Here is a 26,343-nt window from a genome sequence, read left to right as displayed (position 1 = left end):
GTCCACGAGCCACGACGTTCCCCCGTGCAGACGGTCACGACGGTGACTGCGAGAGCGCCAGCTCCACGCGGACGATCTCCGGCTCTTCCGGCACCGGGTGACGCACGAAGCCCAATCGCTCGCACAGGCGCAGCATGGTCGCGTTGTCCCGCAGCACATCGCCGAATATCCTGCGGGTGCCACGGGCTCGGCAGTAGTCGATGATCCGCCGCATGAGCAGCATGCCCAGCCCCATGCCGGTGACCTCGTGGCCGACGATGATGGCGTACTCCGCGCGTTCGTTGTCCGGATCGGTGGAAATCTGAACCACGCCGTAGATCTCCGCCTCGCCCGCACGCGCATGGTCACAGAGAATCAATGCCATCTCCCGATCGTAGTCGAGCTGCGTGAACCGGGCAGCGGTGACGTGGGACAACGTCTTCACGGGCACGAACAGGCGCAGGCGCACCTCCTCGGGGGTGAGCTTGGCGAACGCCCGCTGCAGGGCGGGCTCGTCCTCGGGCAGAATGGGCCGCAGCTGCAGCGTGCGGCCGTCGCCGAGGGGCACGTCCTCTTCCAGCTCTTTGGGGTAGGGGCGTATCGCGAGCCTTTCGGTGCCCTCGCCATTGCGTTCGCCGAGACGCACACGCGCATCCAGCGCGAGAACGCCGTAGGCGTCGGCAAGCAGTGGATTGATGTCCAGCTCGACGATTTCCGGCACGTCGGCGACGAGCTGTGCGATGCGGATGAGCGTCAGCGCGATGGCGTCGATATTCGCAGCCGGCAGACCCCGATAGCCCTGGAGCTGGGTGTGAATACGGGTTCGCGAGATGATCTCGCGGGCGAGCTTCATGTTCAGCGGCGGCAAGCCCAGCGCCTGGTCCTTCAACACCTCCACGGCGGTTCCGCCGTGGCCGAAGAGAATCACCGGGCCGAACTGGGGGTCGTCGGTCATGCCGACGATGAGCTCGTAGGCCCCCGGACGGCGCACCATGGGCTGGACACTGAACCCTTCGATACGCGCATCGGGTTTCGCTTCACCTATCCGCGCCAGCATGGCCTCCGCAGCGCTCTGCACGGCCGTGGGCCCCGCCAGGTCCAGATCGACCCCACCGACGTCGGACTTGTGGGTGATGTCCGCGGAGAGAATCTTCACGGCCACCGGGCCGCCGAGGTTCGCGGCGAGCTCGGCGGCTTCCCGTGGCGAGGCGGCAATGCGTGTCGTCACCACCGGCACGCCGTAAGCGGCGAGCACATCCTTGGCCTCGGGTTCGGTCAGCCACTCGCGTTGTTCGTCCGCAGCCTGGACGATGATGCGCCGGGCACGCTCGCGGTCGAAATCGAAATCCTCGGGAACGGACGGAGGGGTCTCCATCAGAGCCTCCTGACTGCGGCGATAGTTCACCACGTGCATGAAGGCCCGAACTGCCGCTTCCGGTGTCGTGTAAGTGGGGATGCGGTGCTCGCCGAACAGCGCCCTGGCCTGCTCGGCCGTGGTTTCCCCTACCCAGCTCGTGAGCAGGGTCTGGTGGCGCGCCCGGCCATTGTCGTGCACGAACCGTTCGGCGGTGTCGATGACCGCCTGTGCCGCCTCGACGCTATCGGCCACAGCGGTCGGGCAGTTCAAGACAAGCACGGCATCCACCTCGGGGGCGTCCATCAGTATCGCGAGCACGTCGGCGTAGCGCTGTCCCGGGGCGTCGCCGATGATGTCGACGGGATTGCCGCGGGACCAGGTCGGCGGCAGCACGTCGTCAAGGTTGGCGATGGTCTGCTCGCCCAGCTCCGCCAGCGTCCCGTGCTGATCGATCAAAGCATCCGTCGCCAGCACACCGATGCCACCGCCGTTGGTGACGATGGCCAGGCGGTCGCCATGGGGGATCTCGCTCATGGCGAGTGTCTCCACGGCGGCGAACAGCTCGTCCAGGCTGAACACCCGCAGCATGCCTGCACGGCGAAAGGCCGCGTCGTACACTGCGTCCGCACCGGCCAGCGCACCGGTGTGGGAGGCGGCCGCGCGTGCGCCTTCTGCGTGGCGTCCCGCCTTGACCACGATTACCGGTTTCATGCGCGCCGCCGCGCGAGCGGCGGACATGAACTTGCGGGCGTTGGTGACAGCTTCCACGTAGAGCAGGATGGCTCGGGTTTCGGCATCGTTGGCCAGGTAGTCCAGCATGTCGCCGAAATCCACATCGGCCATATCGCCCAGCGACACCAGATGGGAGAACCCGATCCCGCGACTCTGCGCCCAGTCCAGCACGGAGGTGACGATCGCCCCCGACTGCGTGACGAAGGCCAGGCGCCCGGATCTGGGCGTGATGTGGGAGAAGCTCGCATTGAGGCCGATTCTCGGTACCAGCACGCCCAGGCAGTTCGGTCCGACCACTCGCATCAGGCTGGGCCGGGCGGCCTCCAGCATCGCCCGACGCCGTTCGGCACCGGCCTCGTCGCCGCCTTCGCCGAACCCGGCCGTGATGACCACTGCCGCCTTCGTGCCGCGTTCGGCGAGTTCGCGGATCAGGCCGGGCACCGTGTCGGGAGGCGTACAGACTACCGCCATATCCGGCGTTACCGGCAGACTCGCCACGTCCGGATAGGTGAGAACGCCCTGAACGGCCCGGTGCTTGGGATTCACGGGCATGATCGGGCCGTCGAACCCGGACTTGAACAAATTGCGCGCCACGACGGCGCCCACCGATTGCGGGGTCCGGCTGGCGCCGATCAACGCGACCGACGTGGGTGAGAAGAGGTGGCCGAGATTCCTTATCGTCATGAGCGCCTCCCTTCGACGCCGTAACGCGGACTGTGCTAAGCGCGAAATAGGGATTATCACCTGGCAGACCTGGCGCATGGTTGTCCCAGGTCAAGCCTCGCCGGCACGGATCGGGCCAATATACGGACGATCCGTTACTGCCGTGGGTGCGACGATGCGCAGCTCGGGCAATGCAGAGAATATCTGGCGTGCCGCCAGGCGCCGGCTCGACGGCTTGCCCGGTGGCGGCATCAACATCGCGCACGAAGCCGCGGACCGCCATGTCCGCGCCGGTGACGGCGCCCGCGTGGCCGTGCGCTACATCGAGCCCCGGGGCCGGGTCAGCGAGTGGACCTACGCCGACCTCGCCGAACGCAGCGCCTGCACTGCCGCCGCCCTGGCGAATCTCGGCGTCGTCCCCGGTGACCGGGTCGCCTGGCTCGGCGGCCGCCGGCCGGAGCTCTTTGCCATGCTGCTCGGCTGCGTGCGCATGCGGGCGGTCTTCTGCCCCCTGTTCACCGCATTCGGTCCGGAGCCGCTCGCCGCCCGCCTGGCACTCGCACGTCCCAGGGTGGTCGTGACCACGGCGTCGCTGTTCGGGCGGCGCTTCACGGCGCTGGATCCGGCGGACTACGGCATCGAGCGCATTCTCATTCTCGACGACGCCACCGTGCGGGATAAGGGATGCGCGAGTTACCCCGAGCTGCTGGAGCAGGTAACCGCGGCCTCGCCCGTGCCGCCGACTGCCGACGATGATCCCGCCCTGCTGCACTTCACCAGCGGCACGACCGGCACGCCGAAAGGCGTCGAGCATGTTCACGAGGCGGTGGTCGCCCAACATCACAGCGCGTCGGTAGCGCTCGACTTGCAGCCCGGCGATATCTTCTGGTGCACGGCGGACCCGGGTTGGGTGACCGGCATCGCCTACGGCGTGATTGCACCGCTGGCGGTGGGCGCGACGGTGATCGTCGACGGCGGTGAATTCGATCCCGTGCGCTGGATGGATATTCTCGAGCACCAACGTGTGGCCGTCTGGTACATCGCGCCCACCGCGCTCCGTATGCTGCGCCGCTGCGGCACACCGCTGTGGCAAGGGCGCGACCTTTCCCACCTGCGCGTCGCCGCGAGCGTGGGCGAGCCACTCGACCGCGCCTGCGCGGACTGGGCGGAAGACGCGCTGGGTCGGCGTATCCGTGACACCTGGTGGCAGACGGAGACCGGGTCGATCATGATCGCGAGCCTGCCCGAATCGCAGTGCCCGCCGGGCGCAATGGGCAAGGCGTTGCCCGGTGTGGAGGCAGAGGTGGTGGCGCGAGATGCGGATGGCGGACTGACCCGCGTAACGGCTGCCGGCGAGCCGGGAGAGCTCGCCCTGCGCGCGCAGTGGCCGTCGATGTTCCGCGGCTATCTCAACGACCCCGAACGCTATGCGGCGAGTTTCCGGAATGGCTGCTACCTCACCGGTGACATGGTCAAACGTGATGCCGACGGATGGCTCACTTTCGTCGGCCGGGGTGACGACCTGATCAAAACCGCCGGCCACCTGGTGGGCCCGGCGGAGGTGGAGGCGGCGTTGCGGGGCCATCCGGCGGTGGTGGACGTCGCGGTGGTCGGGCTGCCGGACCCGATGACCGGGGAGCGAGTGCATGCGTACGTGGTCGTGGACGAGGGCATCAGGGCAGACACGACGCTCTCGCGGGCGCTCATCGCCCACGCCCGCCGCCGACTGGGGCCGGCAGTGGCCCCGCGCACGGTGGAATTCCGTGCAACGCTGCCCTACACGCGCTCCGGCAAGATCGCCCGTCGGGTGCTTCGCGCGCAGAGCACGGGGGACGACCCCGGCGATCTGTCGACACTCCTGGACGCACAAGCAGGCCAACCGGAGACGGGGGAGGCATCATGACCGACCAGCCCATGCAGGAGACGATTCTCGACGCCTTGCGTGAAGTCGCGCCGGACATCGATCCGCAAACGATCCAGCCCGAGGTCGCCTTTCGCGACCAGGCGGAGATCGACTCCGTGGACTTCGTCAACTTCGTTCTCGCTCTCGAGGACCGCCTCGGCCGCCGCATCCCCGAGTACGACTATCCGAAGCTATCGAGCCTCAACGGCTGCCTGGCGTATCTCGGCAATATCCATGACACGGGCAGCGACCGGCATGATCGCGGCATGTAGACTGCGGGAGAGTTCCCTGGCCAAGAAGGAGGTGGCAAGGATGTACGAGTTCCTGCACTACCGGGTCAGCGACGCCATGACCCGCGATCCCGTCACGATCAGCCAGGACACGACACTGGGTGAGCTCGAAGCGATATTCGCACGCAACGACTTCAACGGCGTGCCGGTGGTCGATCACACCGGACGTCTGGAGGGCGTCGCTACCAAGCTGGACATCCTGCGTGCCTTTTCATTCACGACCGCCGCGAAGATTCCGCACTACGAGGAAATCGTCACCCGCCCGGTCGCGGAAGTGATGACGCGTGAACCCATCACCGTGCCCCCCGAGCTCCCGCTCACGCGCGTTCTCGACAAGATGGTGGAGACCCGGAACAAGAGCTTCCCGGTGGCTACGGACGGCGTGGTCACCGGCGTGATTGCACGGGAGGATCTGCTCTGGGCTCTGCGCCGCGCGACGACGGGGCAGGGGCCGGAGGCTGCCGGGGACGAGCGGTGACCGCCGCAGTGTCGACGCGTGACGGGCAGGCCGGGCCATCGCGGGCTACGCCACGCATCGGGTTGGCACTCGGTGCGGGCGGAGCAGGAGGGTTGGCGCATATCCTCATGCTGGAGGTCTTCGACGAGCTCGGCGTGAAGCCGTGCCACATCGCCGGTACGAGTGCCGGCGCCGTGATCGGCGCGCTTTACGCCTCCGGCATTCCGGCGACGGGGATTCGGGAAATCGCCGCGGACCTCGCCATAGGGGATTCCGACTCCCTGCGAACCATTCTCCTGGAGAAGAACGTCTTCCGCTGGGCAAGGCTGCTGGAACCCGAAATCGGCCGCGGCGGGCTGATCAGCACGGAGCGTCTGCTCGCGGCGCTCTATCACCAAATCGAGGCCACCGTGTTCGAGGAGCTGGAGATCCCCTTGTCGGTGGTTGCCACCGACTTCTGGCGTCGCCGGCAGGTCGTGTTCGACCGCGGCCCATTCCGGCGGGCGGTGGAGGGCAGTATGGCGATCCCCGGCCTGTTCACGCCCGTGCACATCGATGATCGCCTGCTCGTCGACGGCGGCGTAGTCAACCCGGTGCCCTGGGACATACTGCCGCGCGATTGCGATATTACCGTCGCCGTCGACGTGACCGGCACGCGGTCCCGTACGGAGCGACTATCCTCGCTGGATGCGGTGCTGAACACTTTCGACATCATGCAGACGAGCATTGTCGCGGCGAAACGCGCGAGTTCCGAGCCGGACATCTACGTCAAGCCGGCACTCGTCGACATCCGCACCCTCGAGTTCTACCGGCTCGATGACATCGTTACCCAGGCACGGCCGGCACGGGAAACATTCAAACGCGACCTTGCCGCGGCAATCGAATCACACGAACGGTGCCGCAAGGCGTTGTCCGGAAAGCCGTCCGATGCGGGTTGAACCCGACCGCCGAGCCGTGCAAGGGCGACCCGAGGTCCTCGCATCGCCGCGCGGCATCACGCGGTGACCCACCACGGCGAGCAGTCCGCATCGATGACGAACGCCAGCGCGTTCTCGCACCACTGTATCCGATCCTCCAGGTCGTCCTCGCTATCCGCGCCGACGAACACCACGCCGAGCTCATAGGAATAGGAGTCCTGGTGTAGCAGCTCCGATAGCCTCATCCCCTCGTGAACGTTGAGCTCCACGACCGTGCCGGGAAAACGCGCCTCCACGCGCCGGATTTCCTCGTCGGACGGCACCCGACGTACCACCCCGTCGCGATAGCGCCGTATCATGTATACGGCATGGCCGATTCCCCTCACGCACGCGAGCGCGCCGTCGCTGTGGCGAGCTATCCGCTGCGCTCACCGAGCCGGCGGTGACTGAGCGCCCGATTACCCGAGGTCTGGCGAACCGCCCTGCACACGTGCCGAAACGTGGGGCTCGTCAACCGGCGATTTCCGGTCCCTGGACCGGCAACCGGGACGACATGTCGCTGCGGCAACCTATAGCACCCTATAGCACCGGGGGGCGCACCCGGTTGACGAAAATCAACCTCCAGGGCCACGCACTTGCCAACCGGAACGACGATGGCCGGCAGTCCGAGTGGTCCACGCCGAGTGCCTGAAGACGCCGCGCCCCAGCGGTGTCATGAGGCGACCGATGCGATTACTTGACCCAGGTCAGAGACGACGTCCGAGCGGGCCTTAGGCTCGAATGTATCCGTACTCGACGCCGGCTTCGGCAGAGACGGCCTTGTCCCGGCACGCGAGGTACAGATCAATGCGTTGGGTAGCATCGTGCCGCTTCAAGGGTGCGCTCGTGGTCGCGCTGCTGCTCATCGGGATGCTACCGGTGTTGTCCTCGGAGCTCGCAACCGTTGCGGTGAGCCGGCGGGACGTCGTCGACTGGCGCGCCTTCGATGGCTTGGTCGAAGCGGTGACCCGCAGCACCGTGACGGCGCAGACATCGGGCACGGTCACGGCATTGCACGTGGACGTGCATGACTTCGTCCCCGCCGACGAGCTTATCGTCGAGATCGATGACACGGTCCAGCGCGCGGAGGTGGAGAGCGCACGCGCCGCGCTTGCCGAGGCCGAAGCCACGTTGTCCGACGCACGTGCACGCTATTTGCGAATGCGCGACCTCTTGGACCGTGAGGCGGTGGCTCAGTCCGAGTTCGACCGGGTCGCGGCGGCTTACCACGCAGCGCAGGCGCGCGTGAAAGCAGCCGAGGCGTCGCTCCGCCAGGCCGAGCAGCAGCTCGACTACACGCGTATACGGGCACCGTACCCGGGGGTGGTCGTCGCCCGCCACGTGGAGCGTGGTGAGAGCGTGCGCCCCGGAAGCCCGCTGATGACCGGCCTTTCCCTCGAGCGCCTGCGGGTGAGCGTGCACGTCCCCCAGCGCTTCGCCGAAGCCGTTCGCGAGTGCTCATCGGCAATCGTATCGTTGCCGGACGGGCAGCTTCTGGAAAGCCGTGCGCTGACGTTCTTTCCCGTTGCCGATGAAGCGACTCACGACTTCGAGGTCCGCGTGAATCTCCCGGCAGGGAAGCACGGATTGTACCCGGGCATGGCGATTGAAGTCCGCCTCCCCCAAGGGAGGCGTTCGGCGCTGCTCGTTCCGCACGCGAGCGTGCTCTATCGCAGTGAGTTGCGGGCGGTATACGTGATCGGGGAGGACGGCGGCCCCCGGTTGCGGCAGGTTCGCCTGGGCCCGCGCCGCGACGACGAGGTGGAGATACTGGCGGGGCTGTCCACCGGCGAGCGCATCGCCGTGGATCCCGTGGCGGCAATGGCCGTCGTCGCCGGAAAGGCCAACGATGAGTGACCGGGATCTGGGGCTTCCGGGACGGATCACGAAGGCGTTCCAGGCTGCCGAGATTACGCCGTTGCTGGCGCTCGCCGGGTTGCTCCTGGGACTGTTCGCGATCGTCATCACACCCAAGGAAGAGGAGCCGCAGATCGACGTCACGATGGTGGACGTTTTCATTCCGTTCCCGGGCGCCAGCCCGGCGGAGATCGAGCACCTGGTGGCGACCCCGGCCGAGCAGGTCCTCTCGGAGATCGAAGGCATCGAGCACGTGTGGTCACTCTCGCGGCCGGGTCTCGCCGCGCTGACCGTGCAGTACCAGGTGGGCGAGGCACGCACGGATGCCCTGGTCCGCTTGTATAACAAGCTGTATTCGAACCGTGACTGGCTGCCGTCCAACCTCGGCGTGGGGGAGCCGCTGGTCAAGCCCAGGGGCATCGACGATGTGCCCGTGATGGCGGTGACCCTGTGGTCCGACGCACAAGAGGTGGGTAGCCACGAGTTACTGCGAGTGGCCCATAGTCTGGAGGCGGAACTCAAACGCATTCCCGGCACCCGCGATATCCGCACCATTGGCGGGCCGGACGACGTCGTGGCCGTGGAGCTGGATCCCGTGAAGCTCTCCGCGCATGGCGTCAGCTTCGGCGAGCTCCGCAGCAGCCTGCTGGCGGCGAACCGCAGCGGGCCGGAATTGAACATCACGCGTGATAACACGACCATCCCGGTCCAGGCGGGGGACTTCCTCGCCACCGTGGAAGAAGTACGCCAACTCGTCGTGCGCGTCGTCGGCGATCGGCCCGTCTACCTGGAGGATGTGGCCACGGTCGCGAGAATGCCGGATACCCCGGAGCGTTCGGTGTTCATGGGCTTCGGCACGGGCGACGGACCGGGCGGGCTGCACCCGGCCGTGACGCTGCAGATCGCGAAGAAACCGGGCACCAACGCTGTCGACGTCACCCAGGCGATTGCCCGCCGCGTGGTACAGCTCGAAGGGCTGACCATTCCCGAGGGCGTTCGCTACACCATCACCCGCGACTACGGCGCAACGGCGGCGGACAAAGCCAACACGCTGATCACCAAGCTGGTGTTCGCCACCGCCTCGGTCGTACTCCTGGTGCTGATCACTCTGGGTTGGCGCGAGGCGACCGTCGTAGGCGCCGCGGTGGTGATCACGTTGTTGATCACGCTGTTCGGCTCCTGGGCGTGGGGATTCACGATCAACCGTGTGTCGCTGTTCGCGCTCATCTTCTCCATCGGCATCCTGGTAGACGACGCCATCGTGGTCGTCGAGAACATCCACCGGCATCTCGCACTCAGCGACCGCAGCCTGCTGGAGGTCATGCCGGTCGCGGTGGACGAGGTCGGTGGCCCCACGGTTCTCGCGACCTTCACCGTCATAGCCGCGCTGCTGCCGATGGCTTTCGTCACTGGGCTCATGGGGCCCTACATGAGCCCCATTCCCATCAATGCAAGCACCGGCATGCTGATTTCCCTCGTCGTCGCTTTCGTGGTAACGCCCTGGTTCGCCTACCGCCTGATTCGGCGACACGTTCACCACGCCTCGGAACAGCAGGGCGAGTCCAGGACGGGGCGGCTGCTGCGCTTCTTCGAGCGCCTGATGACGCCATTCCTGCGCGGCCGCCACGGCCGCGTGCCACGCTGGGGAATGCTGGTCGCCGTGATCGTGCTGATCGCCGCCGCGCTCGCACTGCCGGCCACGAACCTCGTTGTTCTGAAGATGCTGCCGTTCGATGACAAGTCCGAATTCCAGGTGATCGTCGATATGCCGGAGGGTACCCCCGTCGAGCAGACCCAACGCGTACTCAGTGCGCTCGGGCGCCACCTGGAAGACGTACCCGAGCTGGCGAATTACCAGACCTACGCGGGAACGGCGGCACCCATCAATTTCAATGGTCTGGTGCGCCAGTACTACCGTCGCGCCGAGCCACACCTCGGTGACGTGCAGGTCAATCTCGTGGACAAGGACGCCCGGGGCAGGAAGAGCCACGAGATCGCACTGGCGGTGCGCGCCCCGCTGCAGGCAATCGGCGACCGCTTCGATGCGAACGTCAAGATCGTGGAGGTCCCCCCGGGGCCTCCGGTGCAGGCGCCCATCGTCGCGGAGGTCTACGGCCCCACCTACGAACGCCAGATCGCCTCGGCGCACTCGCTGCGGGAGGTATTCGCGAGCACTGATGGCATCGTGGACGTCGACGATTCCGTGGAGGCGCCGGCGCTCAAATACCGGCTCACGGTGGATCGCGAGAAAGCGGCACGGCTCGGCGTCGCCCAGGAAACCGTCATCGGCGCGGTGACAACCGCCCTGGGGGGCGAGGATGTCAGCTACCTGCACGAAAGGCGGGTGAAATACGCGCTCCCCATCCGGCTGGAGTTCTCGGCCGGCGACAAGGCGGATCTGGAGAGCTTCCTCAGACTGCGAGTGCGCAGCCGCTCCGGTGATCTCGTGGCCCTCTCGGAAATCGCCGGCGTCGTGGAGACCACATGGGAGACGACCATCTACCACAAGGACCTGATGCCAGTCGTCTTCGTCACCGCCAATATGGCCGGCGAGCTCGACAGCCCGCTGTACGGGATGTTCGACATGGTGAGCAGGCTCTGGTCCGAGCCACTGCCGAATGGCGATGCGGTTTCACAGCACTTCGTCGACCAACCGGGCGTCGCGGTGACGCCTTCGATCAAATGGGACGGCGAGTGGCAGGTCACCTACGAGACGTTTCGCGACATGGGCATCGCCTACGCCGTGGGTATGGTGTTGATCTACCTGCTCGTGGTGGCACAGTTCCGATCCTACGGGGTGCCGCTCATCATCATGGCGCCGATTCCCCTGACGATCATCGGCGTCATGCCCGGTCACGCGTTGCTTGACGCCAAGTTCACGGCCACCTCGATGATCGGCATGATCGCACTCGCCGGGATCATCGTGCGGAACTCCATCCTGCTGGTCGACTTCATCGACCTGGAGACCCGAGCTGGGACCGCGCTTCACGACGCCGTCATCCGGGCGGCGGCGGTACGCGCGCGGCCCATTGCGCTGACCGGCGTCGCAGCGATGATCGGGGCGTTCTTCATCATCGACGATCCCATCTTCAACGGCCTCGCCATCTCGCTCATCTTCGGGATCTTCGTCTCGACGGTGCTGACGCTGCTGGTCATACCAGTGCTGTATTACGCCTGGCGTTATCGCGGGCTTGCGGCCGAAGCGCAGTAGCAGGTGCTGGCGCTGCCGCTATATGGATGCCGTTCTCGTCACCATCGGCGAGCGCGCTGCGAAGACGCCGCCGCATTCCGGCGGCTGTTCAAGCGAATGACCCGTTTGCCTACAAAGGAATATCGACGCAAACGCCGGATAACGGAATTCGCGTGACCGCGAGGCGATCGGTTCAGCGCTGACCAGCCCTGCCATCGCCACGCCCCGGGCCCGGGATTGTCGTCCCCATGCCCGGGCTAAAGCCTGAGGCCCCCGTCGACCTCCAGAACCCGGCCGTTGAAGTAGTCATTCTCCAGGACGTATACGACCGAATGCCCGATTTCCCAAGGCTCAGCAAGGCGCCCCAGCGGTATCCGAGCCTTGATACGGTCGAGCGCCTTTTCCGGCATGCTCGAAACCATTCGCGTGTTGGCGAACCCCGGAGCGATCGCCGCGGCGCGAATACCATGACGCGCGAGCTCCTCTGCCCACGTCACGGTCATGGCGACGACACCCGACTTGGCCGCGGCGTAGTTGGTCTGGCCGAAGTTTCCGGCACGCGAAATGCTGGATATATTCACGATCACGCCGCCTTGGCCCAACTCGATCATCGTTGATGCTGCAGCCCGTGCCGCCAGGAATACACCGCGCAGGTCCACCTTGATGACGGCCTCCCAGTCCTCGAGCGGCATGGTTTTCTCGACCTGACCGTCTTTCGCCTTCACCAGCAAGCCATCCCGGGTGATGCCGGCATTGTTGACCAGTCCATGCAACGTGCCGAATTCGCGCACGATATCGGAAAACGCTCGTTCGACGGACGATTCGTCGGAAACGTCGAGCTGGTAGACGGCGGCCTGTCCACCTGCCGCTTCGCACAGCCTTGCCGTCTCACGCAGGCCCTCTTCGTGTAGCCCCGCCAATGCAAGCTGTGCGCCCTTGGCCGCTACCATTTCCGCGATCTTGCGTCCCAATCCACGTCCGGCGCCTGTCACCGCGATGACCTTTCCGTTGAGATCCATGAGCTCACCTGTGTTCAGTCGTGGAGCGATTCGGGATCCGTCATCCCGTGATTCGGCAAACGGCCCGGCACTAGGGTTCGAGCACGTAGCGGCCCGGGGCGTTACGGCGCGGCTTGTAGCCGGCTTCGGGCGCTCCCATTCCTGGCGGTGCGGACTCGCCGCTGGAATGCTCGACGAGCCATGCCCGCCATTCCGGCCACCATGACCCCTTGCGTTCAGGAACCTTCTTGTACCAGGTGTCAGCGTCGACGTAGGGCGCGTCAGCGGGCTTGTCCGCGATCTGATAAACGCGGCGTTTGTGCCCCGGCTCGCTGACGACACCGGCGTTGTGACCGCCGTTGGTCAACACGAACGTCACGTCGCCGCCGGCGAGTAGATGGATCTTGTAAACGGAGCGCCATGGGGCGATATGGTCCGTGCGTGTGCCGACCACGAACATCGGCACGCGCACGTCACTCAGCACCACGGGCTGTTCGCCCACGTAGTAGTCCCCCTCGGCCAGGGCGTTATCCAGATACAGGCGGCGCAGGTACTCCGAGTGCATGCGATAGGGCAGGCGGGTCGAATCCGTGCTCCAGGCCATCAGGTCGAACATGGGCTGTTTCTCGCCCATCAGGTAGGCATTCACCGACGCCGACCACACCAGATCGTTGGAACGCAGGAAGACGAACGTCCCCCGCATCTGCCATTTGTCCAGGTAACCCTGCTGCCACATCAAGTCCTCGAGAAAGCTCACCTGGCTCTCATCGATGAAGAGCTCGAGCTCCCCGGGCTCGTCGAAATCCGTCTCGGATGCGAACAACGTCACCGTGGCGAGCCGGTCGTCGCCGTCGCGCGCCATGGCGGCGGCCGCAATGGACAGTAGCGTTCCGCCGAGGCAGTAGCCGACCGCGTGCACCTTGCGCTTGGGAACCACCGCGTTCACTGCATCCAGGGCGTCCATGACGCCCAGCCGGCGGTAGTCGTCCATGCCGAGATCGCGGTCCGTGGCGTCCGGGTTCTTCCAGGAGACGATGAAGACAGTGTGGCCTTGCTCCACCAGCCAGCGGACCAGGGAATTCTCCGGCGAGAGATCCAGAATGTAGTACTTCATGATCCAGGCCGGAATGATGAGCACCGGCTCCGCTTGGACCTTCTCGGTTGCCGGGCTGTACTGGATCAGCTCGATGAGCCGGTTGCCGAAGATGACCTTGCCAGGCGTCAAGGCGACGCGTTTGCCGGGCCGGTAATCCTCCGCGCCGGCCGGCGGCTCGCCCAATGCTTCACGACGTACGTCCTCAGCGAAATTGAATGCGCCGTCGACGAAATTCCAACCGCCGCGTTCCATCGTCCGCTGGGCCACCTCCGGGTTGGTGAACGGCGAGTTGGCGGGTGAGAAGATGTCCAGTACCTGCCGTGTGAGGAAGTTGACGACATCTTCATGGTGAGGCGTGACGCCGTCGACATCGATGGTGGCGTTGTGCCACCACTGCTGTCCCAGCAGGAAGGACTGGTGGATCACGTTGTACGGCCAGCGTTGCCACTCGTCATCGGAGAACCGGTGGTCATGAGACAAAGGCTCGATACACGGCTGACACTCTTCGTCACGCAGCGCTCTCGGCAGATAAGCCCATAGCCTGGCGGCCTTACGCTCCATCTTTGCGGCCAGCCAGGCCTGCTTGCCCGGTGCGAGGGCAAGATGCCACGCCCAATCCGCATACGCCTGAAGAAGGGACACCGGCGATACGCCACCGGTCATCCGGCCCACCGACGCGTGGACGCTGCGGTTGGTCAGGGTGAAGATATCCTCGCGAACCGCCGCCCGGCCTCCAGCGGCGCGGCGACGCCGGCGGGTCGGTCGCGGGGGTTTCTTCGGTAGCGGTGCCTGGGGGCGTCCGGGGGAAGCGTCCGGGTGCTTGGCAGACGTTCGCTCGGCTTTGCTCCCGCGTTTGCGCTTGTCGCGAGCCTGGCTCTTCTGATCCATCGTGCCCTCCTGATCGCGGCAGTTCTCGGATCAGGTAACCTTGAACCGACTTCGAGCCAGCCTTGCACGGGCAACCTGTCCGCCAAGCCGTAACCGCCGCCCACTGTCGTCACCACGGGGATGCCCCGCGGCACTTTGTCCGTACCGACGGAAGGGCGGGTCGAACGGATACCGCGTAGACACCGTATAGCACGCCATGGAAGCCGTCCGTTGACTTTCGTCAACGGACGGCCTGAGCACTACAGCCAGTGCCGCAGCGCGCCCAACCGAGATGGCGGTGCTACACGCGGCGGAGCATTCAGGCGCAATGGCTACCCACCGCGGAACCGGTCCATCACAGGTGCGACGTCCCGGCCGTATGCTCATACCTGAATGACGTCCTGATACCGGGGTGCCGCGGCAAGTCGATGATCACCTCGATGTTGTACGTCGCTATCGTACCCAACACGAAATAGTTCCCATAGGTCGTGGTACCGGCTACGTGCATTGCTTCGAGACGCCTTTTCTTGGGGGCCGGTGCGTGCGACTCCGGGAGCAATATACGCGCGTACACGGTGGCATCCGTGATGCGTTCGTCGGTTGCCGTTTCGAAGAGGGCGACCATGACATGGTGGACGTGGGGCGCTTCAGGTACGCCACCGTGCATTGCACGCTCGGACGAGCTCCGCTCGAACCGTTGGCGGATGATCTCGGCTGGAATGACCGAGAAGTACACTGACACCCCTTGAACGCTTCTCCCATGGGGCGAGTCCGACGGCGGCTGCGACACGTCCGCCCACAGTAGTAGCGGGACGATCACTACAACCGCGCCGACGACCTTTCGCGCGTACTGGATAAACATGGGTGATCCTCCCGCCCCGTTGAAGGACGCCAAGAGGAGTGGAATTCCGGGACCTGCATGACCGAATGCATACCCCTGAGCCAGGACCGGCCAAGTGAGTCCGGCGGATTCGCGGACTATGCAGAGTCCGAGAGGGTCAGACGGTTACTACTAATCCGATTACAGGTAATGCCACATGTCAGCGAGGCTGTCGGGCGTTCTCGCAAGGCGCGAGGAGCGTGGTGTAGCAAGCGCTACATGAGCGACGAGCAACGCCGCGAGAGCGCCCGACAGCCTCGCCCGAAGGGAGCGCTTGTGCGATCCGGCTGCGGCGTTGCGCTCACTCGACGTGCGCCTCGCCACGCCTTCGCTCGCGCGCCTGGCAGCCGAATCGACAAGCGCTCTGACACGTGGCATTACCTGTGATCGGATTAGTAATCTTTTCGATATGGTGGCATATCGTCACACTGCGTGAGTACCTGTAAGCGAAGCACCAAATTGAAAATGACTCCCGTTTATTATGCATTGAGACGGCATTCTTTCTCTGATCCAGGTCAATGGATCTGCGATATGACCGGAAATCGCCGACCGACGGCGCTGCACCGCTCGCCCTTGTGCGAACACGTTCCGTCCACCGGGTTACTGAGTGGTCCGTCGCGCATTACTAGCGGCGGTGTGCCGTCCGCCGGCTCACATTCCTTCCGGTAATTTGTGGGCAACCCCCTCGTGGCAATCGATACAAGTCTTGCCCGTGGCTTCGCGGTACCGCTGTGAATGCCGGCGTTTGGCATAGCGGTCCTGTGCAGCTAACGCCATTGCCTCATAGCTGTGGCAGGTCCGGCATGCACGGGAATTATTCGCGCGCATGGTGGCCCACACCCGTTCGGCCATCGCCTCACGGTGCGCCTCGAACTCTTCCCTCGTATCTATTTTCCCGAGAAAGTGGTTGGGCAGTTCTTTGAAGGTCGCCTGCGTCTTGCGAACTACCTTTTCCCAGAACCCTTTCGGAACATGACAGTCCGCACAAATGGCACGCACCCCGCTCGCGTTCTGGAAATGCGCAGACTCTTTGTATTCCTGATAAACGAACGCCTCCATTTCGTGACATGAAGTACAGAATCCGAGTGAATTGGTTGCTTCTATGGTCGTCAGGGTGGCACCAGTCAGCGCGATCCCAACGACAAGTGCGAGCAAAGCTCCCAACGGAATCCCGAGCAGGTACCGCTTGCGTGGAACCCGCCATAGCTTCGCCCACAACCCGGATTTTCGTCGCTCATCGTTGTCGGGGCCTGGCGGTCGTGCCATAACTCCCCCTTAAAATCGCTTTTCGCCCTGGCTCACATAGTATTCGGCCAACGCCTTGATCTCGTTGTCGCTCAGCTCCTCCATCTGCGGCTTCATCTTTTCCGGCTGCCAGCGTTCGCCGGCTTTGTAATGACGGAGCTGTGTTAGAAGGTACTCCTTCCATTGACCGGCGAGAATCCCGGCATCATCGAGAACAAGACTACCGCCTTCGCTGTGACATTTGTCACATCGACGCTCATGAATCCTCTCCCCGAGTTCAGCGAGTTCTTGGTCTACGGCCTGGTCTGCCGGAACGAATGCCTGTGAGGAGAAATACTCCGCCAGCTCCATGACTTCCTCTTCCGAGAGCTCGTTCGCGAGCGCACAGTGGTCATCGGCAGGAGGGTCTTCCGCTTCGTCGAATTCCTCCTTGGCACATGGGCGAGCTTCTTCTTTGTAAATGAGGAGCTGGTTCTCTATAAAGAACGCGGACGCCCCGGCAATGGTCGGTATCTCGCCCTCGCTGCTTACGCCATCTTCCCCATGGCATTCAGCGCACGGTTTTGCGGAGTCGGGCGCAGCCGCACCAAGAGCCACCGGCACGACCGGAGCTGTGACGACGGCAAGACAAAGCGTTCTTAGAACGATTCCAGTGAGCATTTTCATTTTGGCCTCCCGGTGTTACCGGCCACCTGCACCCACGCGGAATACGTCACAGTCTAGCTCGAACCCGGCCGGCTTGCGGAAGGAATTGGTTGACTCAGGTCAAAGAGTTCGTGTGGAGAAATTCCTTACTTGCTTCTACGGTTTTCGAGAAAGGCGGGTTTTGTGTCTCGGTGTGCCATGGCTGAGGGGCAACCAATGACTACCTCGAAACGACTGTGGCCCGACGCGATGACTGCAGCGGCGTTGGGCGCTTTGTTGCTCCTCGGGCTCAGCGGCTGCGGAGGAGATGATGGCGAGCAAGGGCCACGCGGTGAACCAGGCCCCGTCGGACCGCCGGGACCGCCGTCGCAGGCGCCTGCAGCACTGAATGCCAACATTACGGACGTGACCATCGATAGCGCGCCGGTGGTGGATTTTACCGTCACCGACGAGCACGGATTTCCGTTCACCGGCCTGGAGCCGGGGGATCCGCGCTTCACGATCGCGAAGCTGGTTCCCGGGACCGGCGGCGATACCGACCGCTGGCAGAGCTACATCAACCGTCTCGAGTCCCCGGATGGGGTCGGCCCGGGCACGGAAGACAAGGTTCAGGCCACCACTGACGGAGGAGGGCGGCTGGTCAACCACGGCGACGGAACGTACACGTATACGTTCGGAACGAATATCGCCGATGTGACCGATCCGGTTACCGGCAAGGCGATCCCCTTCGAGCCGGATTTGACGCATCGCGTGGGTATGGAGCTTCGCGGAGAGTTCCTGGGCGAGGAACTTCCGGCGGTCAGTCCGACGTTCACGTTCCAACCTTCTACGGGCATGACGCAGGGCATCAACGACCGCGAGATCGTCGCCCTGGATTCATGTAACAGCTGCCACGGCAAACTCGCCCTTCACGGCGGGGCACGCGTGAATACGGAGTTGTGCGTGACCTGCCATAACCCCGGGAGCGCCGACGCCAACAGTGGGAACACGGTGGACTTCAGGGTCATGATTCACAAGATCCACATGGGCGAGGAGCTACCGAGCGTGGTGGCCGGCGGCACTTACACGATCTGGGGGTTTGGCGACACACCCCACGACTACTCCGATGTCGCCTTTCCGCAGGACGTACGCAACTGCACTACGTGCCACGACCCCGCGGACCCCGCTACGCCGCAGGCATCGAATATCACCACGAACCCGACCAGGGACGCTTGTGGCGCATGCCATGACGACGTGAACTTTGCCGAGGGACAGGCTGGCGGGCACCCCGGTGGCGTCGTGACCGACGACAGCGAATGCACGGTATGCCACGCACCGAACAAGATCGCCGGCTCTGTACTCGAGAGCCATACCATTGGCACCAAGGTGGCGGCCAATCGATTCGAGTACAACATTCTCGGCGTCACTGCGACAGCACCGGGCCAGACCCCACGGATCACCTTCGCCGTCACGGATCCCACCAACGACGATGCGCCATATGACGTGCTGAACGATCCCGAGTTCACCGCCGGCGGCGCCAGCCGCCTGACCATCGACATGGCCTGGGATACGGCGGACTACACCAACGCGGGCGACGACGCGGCTGCCGGAGGCGGCGGCGCACCGGCCCGCCCGGTGTCGGTGAACGCCCTGGATCCGGCCAACGTCACGGACAACGGTGACGGCTCGTTCACGGCGACTTCCACCGCCGCGATTCCGGCCACCGTCACGGGTTCGGGGGCAGTCGCCATCGAAGGTCATCCGGCGGCGGATCTGGACGGTGATGGCACATTCGATGATGCAGTGCCCGTCACCGGCGCGGTGCAGTTCTTCGCCATCACGGACGCCTCTCCGGTTGCACGGCGCGAAGTCGTCGACCTGGCCAAGTGCCAGACCTGCCATGGCGAGAACGACGGGCTGTCACTACACGGGGCCAATCGGACCGACAACGTTCAGCTCTGCGCGATGTGCCACAACCCCAACAACACCGATCTTGCGGCAAGGCCGGCGGATCCCGACGGATCGGTAAACGGCAGGAACACGAACTCCGCGGATACCCTCGAAGAGCGGAGCATCGATTTCAAGACGATGATTCACGCTATTCACGCCGCTGACGAGCGTACCGAAGATCTCATCGTCTACGGATTCGGCAATACACCGCACAATTTCGGCGAAGTCCGCTTCCCACGGTCACCGGGTGATTGCCTGGCTTGCCACAACGACGGCACCTTCGAGCTTCCGGTGGGCGATAACGTACTGGGAACGACGCTGGCGACGCAGGCGACAGTGAATACCGCCAGCCCCTTCGGTACCAGCGACTTCCTCCCCTCCCTCGCCGCAGCGCAGGAGCCGGGGGATGATCTCAACGCGACGCCGACGGCAGCGGTGTGCTCCGCCTGTCACGATTCCGACTTTGCCAAGAGGCATATCGAGATCAATGGCGGCGCTTTCGACGTGACACAGACGTCGATCGATGCGGGCGCGCCCATCGAATCCTGCGCCGTATGTCACGGCCCCGGACGAATCGCGGACGTCAGGGACGTTCACGGGGTGGAGTAACGCAGGTGAGTTGCCGGGGAGCATCACCGTGGTTCGCTGCGTGGCGGCCTTCGTGCACCACGCAGCAGACGGGGCATGCTCTTTTTGAAGGACAACGGCGACACCTTTGCCGAGCCGGGCCCGCTCTCGGCAGTCATGGACCGTAACGCGCCGGACGGTCGTGCCTTTCCGAGCAGGCGCCGACCTTGTGCAGGCGCCTACCCTGTCGTTGACGCGGCTCGTGGGGGGGACGCATGAGGGATCCGACCATCATTGTTCGCGTGGCTGTGGTCGTCTGCCTGGCCGCCGCTGTGGTGCTGGCCGTCGGCATGGCCGCCGAAGACGAAAAGGGACCGCCGCCACACACACGCCAGGGGGCGGATACCTGTTTGAAATGCCATGACGAGACATCGGAGTTTCCGGTGCTCTCGATTTTCAGGACGCCTCATGCGGTCACAGCCGATGAACGCACCCCGTTTGCCAACCGCCAGTGCGAGAGCTGTCACGGTCCCGGTGGAGAACACGGCAAACGGCTGCGCTTCGGAGAAGACAGGCCGCCCATTCCCGCGTTCGGCGAGAACTCGCTCTGGTCCCAGAAGCGGGAGAGCGGAATCTGCCTCGAGTGCCATCGAGAAAGTGAGCGCATGCACTGGCAGGGCAGCATCCACCAGCGTTATGAGGTGGGCTGCACGAGTTGTCATACCGTCCATTCCGAACGCGACCCCGTCACGGTGACAGAACGGCAGCCGAACGTGTGTTTCGACTGTCATGTGCGTCAGCGCTCCCAGGCGTTCCAGGCGTCCTCTCATCCCATACGCCGGGGGCAGATGGACTGCACCGGTTGTCATCAACCTCATGGGGCCCTGACTGCGTCGATGTTGTCCCGCCCGACGGTCAACGAAACGTGCTACGGCTGTCATGCCGAGATGCGCGGGCCTTTCCTGTGGGAGCATGCGCCCGTTGCCGAAGACTGCACCAACTGCCACCGTCCCCACGGGTCCAACCATCCGGCGCTGCTGAACAAACGTCCGCCGCTGTTATGCCAGCAGTGCCACTCTCGCGCGGGACATCCAAGCATCGGCCGCACTGGCGACGCGCTGCCCGGCCGCCGCCCCTCGGGATTCCTGCTGGGTGGCAGCTGCACCAACTGCCATTCCCAAGTGCACGGTTCCAATCATCCCTCAGGAGCGAACTTGAGCCGCTGAGGGGTGGGGAGGGTCCTGACATGAGTAACCGTGACCAACACGCCAAGGGCCCGCTGCCGCTGCTAATCGTCTTGCTGCTAGTCCCGCTGGCCTTACCGATAGGGGCTCAGCAGAGCAGCGCTGAAGGAAATGAGAAAGGAAAAGAAGAAGAGGCCGCAAGTAGTGACATCCGCGATCCTGACGTGGATACCTCTCAATGGCGCTGCCGGTTGTGCCCATTCGAGACCGGTTGGCGGGGCTCGGTTAGCTTCGGTCCCGGATACGTATCGGATGATTCCTTCGAGTTTGGTGACTATACCGGGCTGAACGACGATGGTGTCTACATCGTCGCCGACGGTGAGCTTCGTTATCGCGGCGAAGACGCGGAATTCTGGAGTGTCACTGCAACCGATCTGGGGCTCGGGTCGCGTTCGGTGACCACCGAGGGCGGCCGTCAGGGGCGCTACCGCGTATCCGTGGAGTACCGCGAATTGCCTCACCTCATCGCCGATGACGCGCGCACGGTATTCTCCGGGGCGGGCTCTCAAAGGCTCGAATTGCCAGACGATTGGGCGCGGGGAGACACCACGACGGAGATGCCCCAGCTGGATTCGAGCCTACGCGACGAGAATATCGCGCAGGACCGCGAGACGATTCGTATCGGTGCGGAAGTTACCCAGAATGACAGGCTGCGCTATGACGTCTCCTATCGACGCTCGACCAAAAAGGGGAGCCGGATCCAGGGAGGCAACTTTCTGCTGCGCTCCGCCTTGCTCCCGGTACCAGTGGACTATCGCACCGAGGAGGTCGATGCGTCCGTCTCCTATATTGAGGATCGGTGGCAGATTGAAGCCGCTTACCACGGTTCCTTTTTTCACAACGAGGCAGACTCGGTGGCCTGGGACAATCCGTTCTCGACGCCCGGCACCGACGGTGAGAAGGGCCGACTGGCACTCGCACCGGATAACCACTTCAACCAGCTCATGCTTTCGGCATCGTGGCGGCCCGTGGACTACGTTCACTCCTCGGCGCGCATCGCCCTCGGCCGCATGGAGCAGAACGACGATTTTCTCCCGGCGACTATCAATGAGTCGCTGGCGAGCCCCGCTCTTCCACGGGACGATCTCGACGCGCGCGTGGACACACGGGTCGCCAACCTGCGGGTAACGGCAACCCCTTGGCCCGCGCTAACGGCCCAAGGCGAGCTGTATTATGACGAGCGGGATAACAAGACACCGCGGGACGAATACGTCCAGGTTTCGTCAGACCTCGTTGTCGGCGGCATTCGAGAGAACCGACCGTATGGCTTCAGGAAGATTGGGGGCGAGCTCGAGGCCGACTATCGGCTTTCCGACGTTTTGACGGCGTCGGCCGGCGGTGGCCGTGAGCGTATGGAGCGGACCTTCCAGGAAGTCGATGAGACCGAGACGGACACCGTTTGGGGCGAAGTGCGGGCAACACCGGGTGACAGCGTGGACTTCCGCGTACGCCAGACCCTGGAGCGCAGAGATCTCCTCGACGACTATGAGCCGCTGGATCTGCAGCCGCCGGAGAATCCGGCACTGCGCAAGTACAACCTGGCGGCCAGGGACCGGGACATGACGACGATCACGGCCAATTTCACGCCCGCAGATCGACTTAGCGTCGGAGTCACCCTGGACCGCTCGAACGACGAGTACGGCGACTCGGAAATCGGTCTGACGGACGCCGACGATACGAGCGTCACCCTCGATATCTCCACCGTGCCCACCGACGGGATGACCGCATACGGGTTCCTCTCCCACCAACGCATCGATTCCGAGCTGCAGGGTAGCGACACCGCCGACGAGCCGAACTGGAGGGCCGATTTCCGGGACACCATCCGCAGCGCCGGCGTCGGGATGAAATTCAACGATCTGTTCACCGAGGGGTTCGATGCCGGCATCGACTATACGTATACATGGGCCCGCGGTGATATCGACATGGACAAACGCACCACGACCACGAGCTTTCCGAACCTCGACAGCCGTCTCCACAGTTTCCAGCTGTTCGGCGACTACCGGATCAGCGAAAGCACCGCGGTTCGACTCGACTATTGGTACGAGCAATACCGTAGTGACGACTTCTTCATCGATGACGTGGAGCCTGACACGATCCCTGCGGTCCTGACGCTAGGACGCGAAAGCCCTGACTACGACGTGCACGTCGTGGCGCTGACGTTTCGCTACCGCTTCTAGTCCGGTAATTGCACGCACTCTACTCGCTGCGTTGCCCCGGCAGGCCGATTATGCACGCAATATCCGGGCTAGCACCCCAGGAGGGCAGAGATGAGCGCATCCCTTGAGCGACTCGCGCTGGCAGCGGCCATGATCACGGCGGCAGGCCCGGGCTCGGCCGATGAAGAGAACCCGGAAATCCAGGCCCTGAAAGAGCAGGTCGCCAAGTTGCAACAGCGCGTCGAGGCGCTGGAGCAGGCGAGAACGTTCACATCCTTCATGCCGGATTTCGCCGAACGATTTCACGTACTGCATCGCGCAGGCGAAACTGGCGATTGGGCCGTGGCATCCCACGAGCTCAAGGAGATGAGACGATTGATGGCTCTATCCACGACCATCGATCAGGAGAACGGCGAATTGATGCAAGAGATGCTGGCGCCGCGTCTGGATCAACTGGCGGAGGCCATCGAGCATGGTAGCCGGGACAGGCTTCAAGTCGCCCTGGAGCGGACCGTTGAGACCTGCAACGCCTGTCATGCCGCCGCGGGCAGCGAGTTCGTCCGCGTCTCGCTGGACGTTCCGGACTCGCTGAACATGCGCCATCCACATCGACTCAAAGCGCAGACGGCGCCCGAAGGCCACGAACACTGAGCCAGCAGTCACCGTGACCGCAAGGGTGGTGGCGGTTGATCCGGGTCAGGTGATCGCTGGAGCGTTGTCCCAAGATGGGAATTGCCAGCCGGTGGGAGGACAAGAGCGTGAAAGCCGAAGACGTGATGGTCACGGAGGTCGTTTCCGTGACCGCGGATACGCCGGTCGAGGAAATTGCCCGCTTAATGATGAAGCACGCCGTCAGTGGTCTGCCGGTAACCGACGAGCAGGGCGGTGTCGTCGGAATTGTCAGCGAGGGCGATCTCATCCGGCGGCCTGAAATCGGCACGGACGAGGGCAGCAGACGTGCCGGTTGGCTGTCGCTGTTCACCGATGCGGAAGCCCAGAGCAGAGCCTTCGTGCGCAGTCATGGCCGCCGGGCGGACGATGTAATGACCCGGGATGTGGTGTCCGTGGACGAGGATACACCGCTTATCGAAGTGGCTCGCCTGCTGGAAAAGCATCACATTAAACGCGTGCCCGTAACGCGCAGTGGCCAACTCGTCGGCATCGTCAGCCGTGCGAACCTCGTCCAGGCGCTCGCCGCGGTGGAACGTTACGCCCCGGAGCTGCCGGCGGACGACCGCGACCTGCGCGTACGGGTGTTGGAAGCGCTGCATGCAGCGGGCGTGCGCACCAGCTTTCTCAACATCGTCGTTCACGGGGGCGAGGTGGAGGTCTGGGGTGCGGCGGAATCCGACACCCAGAGAGATGCCGTGCGCGTTGCCGTCGAGAACATCGTGCCGCCAGAGCGCGTCACGTTGCATATTGGCCTGCTGCCGACACGCCTTCGGGCGATGATGTGGAACAGTTGATCACAACGGGCCGGAACGGGAGCCGGCCCGCGGCTCGATATCGCCGCTAACCTTCTGAACAAAAGAGCAATTTTAAGCTTGCATTTCGGCGGCTTTGGGCGCATAAAGCATGCATCGCTTCCGGCGGAATCGGTCCGCCGGAGCGGGGACGAGGACCCCAGCCATGCGTGAAGACAAGCGCAAACCCAAGCGCCAGGCCAGTGCCAAGAAGGCAGTGCTGGGCGGCGCCACCGGCGAGCAGCACATGACCTACCGACGCTCCCGTCAGGCGGCGCGACGCCTGATGCGGCGGGGCGTTTTCAACAAGCGCATCGTCGACCAGGCCGAGACCAAACGCGGCCGAGGTTAGCAAACGGGCACGCCATGCCGGCGTGCCCTTCCATGCCCGGGGATTTCGACCACGCCACCGGTCGACGTTATCGAGGACCGCACATCATGAACGAGCGTCGGGGCTTCCAAGGCGAATCCGACGCGAACCAGCCGGGAACCCTCCTATCGCAGCGCACTGCGACCGCGCGCCGGCACTGTTGATCCCTCATGCACGCTGATGCCGCATCCGCGCATCGACGTCATTCCCGTCTCCGGATCCGGGCCACTGTTGTCCCACGTGCCGGACGCTCGGCATGGGCGCGTTTGGATGTCACTATTGGGATGGAGCGGGGTTCAACGCCGTTCGGAAACGTGACGAGGAGGCGCGCGAATGAACGGTGACCGACGTGTGACGCTCTTCCACGACGAACGCATGCAGGCCCATCAACCGAACATCAATGAGCCTTTCCTGCCGGGTCGCCTCGATCGCCGCGTCCGTGAACTGCTCGCCGGCCTCAGGGTGAAGTGGGAGTATCCCGAACACCCGGGACGCATCACCGCTATTCTGGAGTTGCTGGAGCGGGAACCGGTAGCGGGCCTCCGGTACGGCGAGGGACGGGCGGCAACGCACGAAGAGCTCGGCCGCGTGCACACCGCTGGTTACCTGGACGCCATCTACCGTCTGCGCGGTCAGAACGCGTGGCTCGACGTGGACACCACTGCCGTTTCCCCGGGCAGTGTCGAGGCGGCCGAGATCGCGGCGGGTACCGCCGTCGCCGCCGTTGAATCCGTCATCGCGGGAGAGACGGACAGCGCGTTCGCGGTAGTGCGGCCGCCGGGCCACCACGCGGAGCCGGTTCGCGCGCGAGGTTTCTGCCTGTTCAACAATGTCGCGGTCGCGGCGGCCCACGCGCAAGCCGTGCTGGGCTGCCGGAAGGTGCTGATCATCGACTGGGACGCGCACCACGGCAACGGCACCCAGGATATCTTCTGGGCCGACCCGGACGTGATGTTCTTCGACACGCACCGCGCCGCACCGTTCTACCCGGGGACGGGGCAGCTCGAGGACGTTGGCGCCGGGCTGGGTGAAGGCACCACGGTGAACGTACCGTTGCCCGGTGGTACCGGAGATGCAGCGCTGATCCGGGCGTTCACCGAGATACTCGTACCTGCGGCGGACTATTTCCGTCCCGACCTGGTACTGGTCTCCGCCGGGTTCGACGCACACCGTCTAGACCTGGCGCTGAACATGACCTATGAAGGCTTCGGGGCGCTGACGGGCATCGTCCGGGACATCGCCGACCGCCATTGTGACGGGCGGCTCGCCCTGATCCTGGAGGGGGGTTACCACATCGAGTCGCTTTCCCGCGGTGTACGCACGACGCTGGACGTGCTCGCGGGGGGAGAGGTGCCGCAGCCGGTCGAATGTGGGCTGCAGGAAGTCGCAACCGCAGCCGATTTCCACCGCGCGGCGTTCACGCCCGAATGACCCTGTGCCGACAGTCTCCAGAACGCCCTCGACGCTCCCGATGACGCCGCCATCGTCGAAACCATCAC

General features: G+C 64.4%; 20 protein-coding genes. 13 read left to right on the top strand and 7 right to left on the bottom strand.

All coding sequences use genetic code 11. The features are described 5' to 3' along the window. Positions 1-34 precede the first annotated feature (34 nt). Positions 35-2,752, bottom strand: a complete 2,718-nt coding sequence (locus ACPEES_RS00170) for a bifunctional acetate--CoA ligase family protein/GNAT family N-acetyltransferase (protein ID WP_435099507.1) — start codon at positions 2,750-2,752, stop codon at positions 35-37. Positions 2,753-2,906: 154 nt separating this feature from the next. Here ACPEES_RS00170 and ACPEES_RS00165 point away from each other — a divergent pair, with 154 nt between their 5' ends. Genes ACPEES_RS00165 through ACPEES_RS00150 form a run of 4 tightly spaced genes read left to right on the top strand, consistent with a single transcriptional unit; the run spans position 2,907 to position 6,319 of the window. Then, the gene (locus ACPEES_RS00165; protein ID WP_435099504.1) at positions 2,907-4,634 is read left to right on the top strand and encodes an AMP-binding protein; all 1,728 of its coding nucleotides are present in this window, start codon (positions 2,907-2,909) and stop codon (positions 4,632-4,634) included. Then, on the top strand, positions 4,631-4,906 hold the full coding sequence (locus ACPEES_RS00160) for an acyl carrier protein (protein ID WP_435099501.1): 276 nt from the start codon (positions 4,631-4,633) through the stop codon (positions 4,904-4,906). The genes ACPEES_RS00165 and ACPEES_RS00160 overlap by 4 nt, the downstream gene beginning before the upstream one ends. 40 nt (positions 4,907-4,946) lie before the next feature. Then, a complete protein-coding gene (locus ACPEES_RS00155) occupies positions 4,947-5,402 on the top strand; it encodes a CBS domain-containing protein (protein WP_435099498.1) in 456 nt (151 codons plus the stop codon). Next, complete coding sequence (locus ACPEES_RS00150) at positions 5,399-6,319, top strand: patatin-like phospholipase family protein (RefSeq protein WP_435099495.1); 921 nt, start codon at positions 5,399-5,401, stop codon at positions 6,317-6,319. The genes ACPEES_RS00155 and ACPEES_RS00150 overlap by 4 nt, the downstream gene beginning before the upstream one ends. 56 nt (positions 6,320-6,375) lie before the next feature. Here ACPEES_RS00150 and ACPEES_RS00145 read toward each other — a convergent pair whose 3' ends face one another. Next, positions 6,376-6,657 (bottom strand): hypothetical protein, encoded by a 282-nt coding sequence (locus ACPEES_RS00145; RefSeq protein ID WP_435099492.1) that lies wholly within the window; start codon positions 6,655-6,657, stop codon positions 6,376-6,378. A 487-nt stretch (positions 6,658-7,144) separates the two neighbouring features. On the opposite strand from ACPEES_RS00145, the gene ACPEES_RS00140 reads away from it, so the two are divergent. Both ACPEES_RS00140 and ACPEES_RS00135 read left to right on the top strand, forming a co-directional pair. After that, positions 7,145-8,194 (top strand): efflux RND transporter periplasmic adaptor subunit, encoded by a 1,050-nt coding sequence (locus ACPEES_RS00140; protein WP_435099489.1) that lies wholly within the window; start codon positions 7,145-7,147, stop codon positions 8,192-8,194. Then, positions 8,187-11,405, top strand: a complete 3,219-nt coding sequence (locus tag ACPEES_RS00135; RefSeq protein WP_435099486.1) for an efflux RND transporter permease subunit — start codon at positions 8,187-8,189, stop codon at positions 11,403-11,405. The genes ACPEES_RS00140 and ACPEES_RS00135 overlap by 8 nt, the downstream gene beginning before the upstream one ends. Before the next feature lie 236 nt (positions 11,406-11,641). Here the strand turns inward: ACPEES_RS00135 and ACPEES_RS00130 are convergent, their stop codons facing one another. From ACPEES_RS00130 to ACPEES_RS00110, 5 genes are all read right to left on the bottom strand, one after another. Next, the gene (locus tag ACPEES_RS00130) at positions 11,642-12,403 is read right to left on the bottom strand and encodes an SDR family oxidoreductase (protein ID WP_435099483.1); all 762 of its coding nucleotides are present in this window, start codon (positions 12,401-12,403) and stop codon (positions 11,642-11,644) included. 70 nt (positions 12,404-12,473) lie between these two features. Then, the gene (locus tag ACPEES_RS00125; protein WP_435099480.1) at positions 12,474-14,366 is read right to left on the bottom strand and encodes a PHA/PHB synthase family protein; all 1,893 of its coding nucleotides are present in this window, start codon (positions 14,364-14,366) and stop codon (positions 12,474-12,476) included. 334 nt (positions 14,367-14,700) lie between these two features. Then, positions 14,701-15,207: a hypothetical protein gene (locus tag ACPEES_RS00120; protein WP_435099477.1), complete on the bottom strand. Its 507-nt coding sequence runs from the start codon at positions 15,205-15,207 to the stop codon at positions 14,701-14,703. Positions 15,208-15,876: 669 nt separating this feature from the next. Then, a complete protein-coding gene (locus ACPEES_RS00115; protein WP_435099474.1) occupies positions 15,877-16,491 on the bottom strand; it encodes a NapC/NirT family cytochrome c in 615 nt (204 codons plus the stop codon). A gap of 9 nt (positions 16,492-16,500) precedes the next feature. Then, positions 16,501-17,136, bottom strand: a complete 636-nt coding sequence (locus ACPEES_RS00110; protein ID WP_435099471.1) for a c-type cytochrome — start codon at positions 17,134-17,136, stop codon at positions 16,501-16,503. A 177-nt stretch (positions 17,137-17,313) separates the two neighbouring features. On the opposite strand from ACPEES_RS00110, the gene ACPEES_RS00105 reads away from it, so the two are divergent. From ACPEES_RS00105 to ACPEES_RS00075, 7 genes are all read left to right on the top strand, one after another. Further along, positions 17,314-19,653, top strand: a complete 2,340-nt coding sequence (locus tag ACPEES_RS00105) for an OmcA/MtrC family decaheme c-type cytochrome (protein WP_435099468.1) — start codon at positions 17,314-17,316, stop codon at positions 19,651-19,653. A gap of 233 nt (positions 19,654-19,886) precedes the next feature. Continuing rightward, positions 19,887-20,837 carry a DmsE family decaheme c-type cytochrome gene (locus ACPEES_RS00100; RefSeq protein ID WP_435099465.1) on the top strand — a complete coding sequence of 317 codons (951 nt, stop codon included), beginning with the start codon at positions 19,887-19,889 and terminating at the stop codon, positions 20,835-20,837. Between the two features lie 20 nt (positions 20,838-20,857). Continuing rightward, entirely contained in the window at positions 20,858-23,032 is a 2,175-nt protein-coding gene (locus ACPEES_RS00095; RefSeq protein ID WP_435099462.1) for an MtrB/PioB family decaheme-associated outer membrane protein, read from the top strand. 90 nt (positions 23,033-23,122) lie between these two features. Then, positions 23,123-23,662 carry a hypothetical protein gene (locus ACPEES_RS00090; RefSeq protein WP_435099459.1) on the top strand — a complete coding sequence of 180 codons (540 nt, stop codon included), beginning with the start codon at positions 23,123-23,125 and terminating at the stop codon, positions 23,660-23,662. A 107-nt stretch (positions 23,663-23,769) separates the two neighbouring features. Further along, a complete protein-coding gene (locus ACPEES_RS00085; protein WP_435099456.1) occupies positions 23,770-24,477 on the top strand; it encodes a CBS domain-containing protein in 708 nt (235 codons plus the stop codon). Between the two features lie 163 nt (positions 24,478-24,640). Beyond that, on the top strand, positions 24,641-24,826 hold the full coding sequence (locus tag ACPEES_RS00080) for a hypothetical protein (RefSeq protein WP_435099453.1): 186 nt from the start codon (positions 24,641-24,643) through the stop codon (positions 24,824-24,826). Between the two features lie 351 nt (positions 24,827-25,177). Then, a complete protein-coding gene (locus ACPEES_RS00075; RefSeq protein ID WP_435099450.1) occupies positions 25,178-26,275 on the top strand; it encodes a histone deacetylase family protein in 1,098 nt (365 codons plus the stop codon). Positions 26,276-26,343 lie beyond the last annotated feature (68 nt).

The sequence above is a fragment of the Arhodomonas sp. AD133 genome (assembly GCF_051195215.1).
GTDB lineage: Bacteria > Pseudomonadota > Gammaproteobacteria > Nitrococcales > Nitrococcaceae > Arhodomonas.
This window is presented reverse-complemented; position numbering and strand designations above follow the sequence as displayed.

What these genes read in the sequence shown, in the direction of transcription:
- ACPEES_RS00170 (WP_435099507.1), bottom strand. Translation starts at nt 2,752, where the DNA reads ATGACGATAAGGAATCTCGGCCACCTCTTCTCACCCACGTCGGTCGCG.
- ACPEES_RS00165 (WP_435099504.1), top strand. Translation starts at nt 2,907, where the DNA reads ATGCGCAGCTCGGGCAATGCAGAGAATATCTGGCGTGCCGCCAGGCGC.
- ACPEES_RS00160 (WP_435099501.1), top strand. Translation starts at nt 4,631, where the DNA reads ATGACCGACCAGCCCATGCAGGAGACGATTCTCGACGCCTTGCGTGAA.
- ACPEES_RS00155 (WP_435099498.1), top strand. Translation starts at nt 4,947, where the DNA reads ATGTACGAGTTCCTGCACTACCGGGTCAGCGACGCCATGACCCGCGAT.
- ACPEES_RS00145 (WP_435099492.1), bottom strand. Translation starts at nt 6,657, where the DNA reads ATGATACGGCGCTATCGCGACGGGGTGGTACGTCGGGTGCCGTCCGAC.
- ACPEES_RS00140 (WP_435099489.1), top strand. Translation starts at nt 7,145, where the DNA reads ATGCGTTGGGTAGCATCGTGCCGCTTCAAGGGTGCGCTCGTGGTCGCG.
- ACPEES_RS00135 (WP_435099486.1), top strand. Translation starts at nt 8,187, where the DNA reads ATGAGTGACCGGGATCTGGGGCTTCCGGGACGGATCACGAAGGCGTTC.
- ACPEES_RS00130 (WP_435099483.1), bottom strand. Translation starts at nt 12,403, where the DNA reads ATGGATCTCAACGGAAAGGTCATCGCGGTGACAGGCGCCGGACGTGGA.
- ACPEES_RS00125 (WP_435099480.1), bottom strand. Translation starts at nt 14,366, where the DNA reads ATGGATCAGAAGAGCCAGGCTCGCGACAAGCGCAAACGCGGGAGCAAA.
- ACPEES_RS00120 (WP_435099477.1), bottom strand. Translation starts at nt 15,207, where the DNA reads ATGTTTATCCAGTACGCGCGAAAGGTCGTCGGCGCGGTTGTAGTGATC.
- ACPEES_RS00115 (WP_435099474.1), bottom strand. Translation starts at nt 16,491, where the DNA reads ATGGCACGACCGCCAGGCCCCGACAACGATGAGCGACGAAAATCCGGG.
- ACPEES_RS00110 (WP_435099471.1), bottom strand. Translation starts at nt 17,136, where the DNA reads ATGAAAATGCTCACTGGAATCGTTCTAAGAACGCTTTGTCTTGCCGTC.
- ACPEES_RS00105 (WP_435099468.1), top strand. Translation starts at nt 17,314, where the DNA reads ATGGCTGAGGGGCAACCAATGACTACCTCGAAACGACTGTGGCCCGAC.
- ACPEES_RS00100 (WP_435099465.1), top strand. Translation starts at nt 19,887, where the DNA reads ATGAGGGATCCGACCATCATTGTTCGCGTGGCTGTGGTCGTCTGCCTG.
- ACPEES_RS00095 (WP_435099462.1), top strand. Translation starts at nt 20,858, where the DNA reads ATGAGTAACCGTGACCAACACGCCAAGGGCCCGCTGCCGCTGCTAATC.
- ACPEES_RS00090 (WP_435099459.1), top strand. Translation starts at nt 23,123, where the DNA reads ATGAGCGCATCCCTTGAGCGACTCGCGCTGGCAGCGGCCATGATCACG.
- ACPEES_RS00080 (WP_435099453.1), top strand. Translation starts at nt 24,641, where the DNA reads ATGCGTGAAGACAAGCGCAAACCCAAGCGCCAGGCCAGTGCCAAGAAG.
- ACPEES_RS00075 (WP_435099450.1), top strand. Translation starts at nt 25,178, where the DNA reads ATGAACGGTGACCGACGTGTGACGCTCTTCCACGACGAACGCATGCAG.